Source organism: Arthrobacter sp. H41, assembly GCF_000520535.1.
Lineage (GTDB): Bacteria > Actinomycetota > Actinomycetes > Actinomycetales > Micrococcaceae > Arthrobacter_D.
Genome location: NZ_KI914809.1, coordinates 1 through 2,712, shown reverse-complemented (window position 1 = coordinate 2,712; position 2,712 = coordinate 1). Strand labels below are relative to the sequence as shown.

Annotated in this window: 1 protein-coding gene; it reads right to left on the bottom strand. The window is 66.9% G+C overall.

All coding sequences use genetic code 11. The features are described 5' to 3' along the window. On the bottom strand, positions 1 to 2,458 hold a 2,458-nt coding region (locus Y705_RS19500; protein ID WP_049822676.1), incomplete at its 3' end, for a proline dehydrogenase family protein. Positions 2,459 to 2,712 lie beyond the last annotated feature (254 nt).

Below are 2,712 nucleotides of genomic sequence, written 5' to 3'. Positions count from 1 at the left end.
GCCGGCGGGGCTCCACCAGCCACATCTCACCCTCGCCGAGCGTCGTGAGGCCGTCGAGGAGCTTGCCTGCGGCAGGCTCGATGATCGGGCCCATCTGCGTGGCCGGATCCGAGGGGTAGCCCACCTTCAGTGAGGTGACGGCGTCCACGAGCTGGTTCCGGAACCGGTGCGATTCGCGGACGCTTCCCACAAGGATCACAAGTGAGGCTGCTGAGCACTTCTGGCCGGCGTGGCCGAAGGCCGAGTAGGCAACATCCCTGGCCGCGAGGTCGAAGTCGGCGCTCGGCGTCACGATGACCGAGTTCTTTCCCGACGTCTCGGCAAGCAGGGGCAGGTCCTCGCGGAAGGACCGGAAAAGCTCCGCGGTCTCGTAACCGCCGGTCAGGATGACGCGGTCCACCCGGGGGTCCGAGATGAGCTGGGTGCCGAGCGATTTCTCGTCGAGCTGGACCAGGTGCAGGACACCGCGGGGAACACCCGCTTCCCACAATGCCTCGACCATCACCGACCCGCTGCGCTGGGCCTGGGTGGCCGGCTTGATGATCACCGAGGAACCGGCAGCCAGTGCGGCGAGGGTGGACCCGGCGGGAATGGCCACGGGGAAGTTCCACGGCGGCGTGACCACGGTGAGCTTCGACGGGACGAAGGCAGCGCCGTCGACGTCGTCGAGCCCACGCGCCAGCTCAGCGTAGAAATGCGCGAAGTCGATCGCCTCGGAAATCTCCGGGTCCGACTGATCGAGCGTCTTGCCCGTCTCCGACGCCATGACCTCCATGAGGTCGGCCCTGCGTGCCGCGAGGGCATCGCCCGCACGGTGCAGGACGGCGGCGCGCTCGGCGCCGGTGAGGCTGCCCCAGCCTGAAGCTTCCTCGATGGCCGTTCCGATGACCGCATGCAGCTTGGCGGAGTCGGTCAGGGTGGTGGCCTCGACGAGCGCCTTGCCCAGTTCCGAGGTTTCCACGCGTCGCAGCGCAGCACGGCCCCAGGCGCGGTTCGCGGGAAGGGACGGGTCGGTGTCCGGCGTATTCGCGAAGGAGTCCGCAGGCGACGGGAGCTCTGCCCGGCTCCGGTCCTGCGTCCGATTCGGCCCCGGTACGCGGGTGTCCAGGGCGTCGAGCGAGCGGAGGAAGCGCTGCTCCTCGCGGGCGAAGAGGGCTTCGTTCTCCGACAGTTCGAAGACCGCGGACATGAAGTTCTCCTGGCTCGCACCCTCCTCGAGCCGCCGGATCAGGTAGGCGATGGCGACGTCGAACTCTTTCGGATGCACCACCGGGGTGTAGAGCAGCAGCGAGCCGACGTCCTTCTTGACGGCTTCGGCCTGCCCCTGTGCCATGCCGAGCAGCATCTCGAACTCGATGCCGTGGCGCACTCCGCGCTCTCCGGCCAGCAGCCAGGCGAACGCGAGGTCGAACAGGTTGTGCCCGGCGACGCCGACCCGGACATTCGCGATGCGGTCCGGGTGTAGCGCGTAGTTCAGGACGCGCTTGTAGTGGGTGTCCGATTCCTGCTTGGACCCCCACGTGGCGAGCGGCCAGTCGTGGAGGGACGCCTCGACCTGCTCCATCGGCAAATTGGCACCCTTGACCACGCGGACCTTGATCCCGGCACCGCCTCGGGCACGCCGCTGTGCCGCCCACTCCTGGAGCCGGATCATGGCGGTGAGCGAATCGGGCAGGTAGGCCTGCAGTACGATCCCGGCCTCGAGGTCCCGAAAAGCGGGCTTGTCGAGGATGGCGGTGAAGACCGCGATGGTCAGGTCGAGGTCCTTGTACTCCTCCATGTCGAGGTTGATGAACTTCGGCTTCGATGCGGCGGCTGCGCGCTCGTACAGGGGAGTCAGTTTCTCCGTCACATGCTGCACAGCCTCCTCGAAGGCCCATGCCGAGTGCGGCGACACCGTGGAGGACACCTTGATCGACACGTAGTCGACGTCGGGCCGTGCCAGCAGTTTCATCGTGCCGTCGAGACGCCGCTCGGCCTCGTGCTCGCCGAGCACCGCCTCGCCGAGCAGGTTGACGTTGAGCCGGACGTCGTCCCGGCGGATCCTGCCGATCGATCGGCCCAGCTTCCTGTCCGATGCGTCGATGATGAGGTGCCCCACCATTTCGCGCAGCACCTTCCGGGCGATCGGAATGACCACCTGCGGCAGCACGGGCGCGACGGCGGCTCCCACCTTCACGGCGGAGCGCATGTACCAGGGGAGGAAGGAGGGCACCTTCGGGGCGATGGCTGCCAGGTTGCGGGCTGCGACGGACAGATCCTCCGGGCGGATGACGCCGTCCACGAAACCGACGGTGAACTCCAGGCCGTTCGGGTCCTTCAACACACCGGCGAGCTGCTCCGCCGAGGCATCGACGGGTACCTGCGAGGCCTCGGTGAGCCAGCGGCGTACCAGGGAGACTGTCTCTCCTGCGAGGCGGTCGGGAAGATCGAGCCGGTTCGCGGGGGTCGCCGTCATTCCGGGATCGACGGGGCCGGCGGGAGGGAGGGTGGTTTCCTGCCGGCTGGGGAGCTGGGTGGTCATTGTGCGGGTCCGATCTCTTACCCGGAAACATCCCTGGTTTCCTTGTTGCTCGTTGCCTCGTTTGCAACGCTTTCCTCCAGTATGAACGCGGGGTACGATTAGTAAAAGTGGCCTTTATCCACCAGTCATCTTTACTTCTGCTAATGAATTGGACCCCTGCATGCTCGACGTCCGGAAGCTGCGGCTCC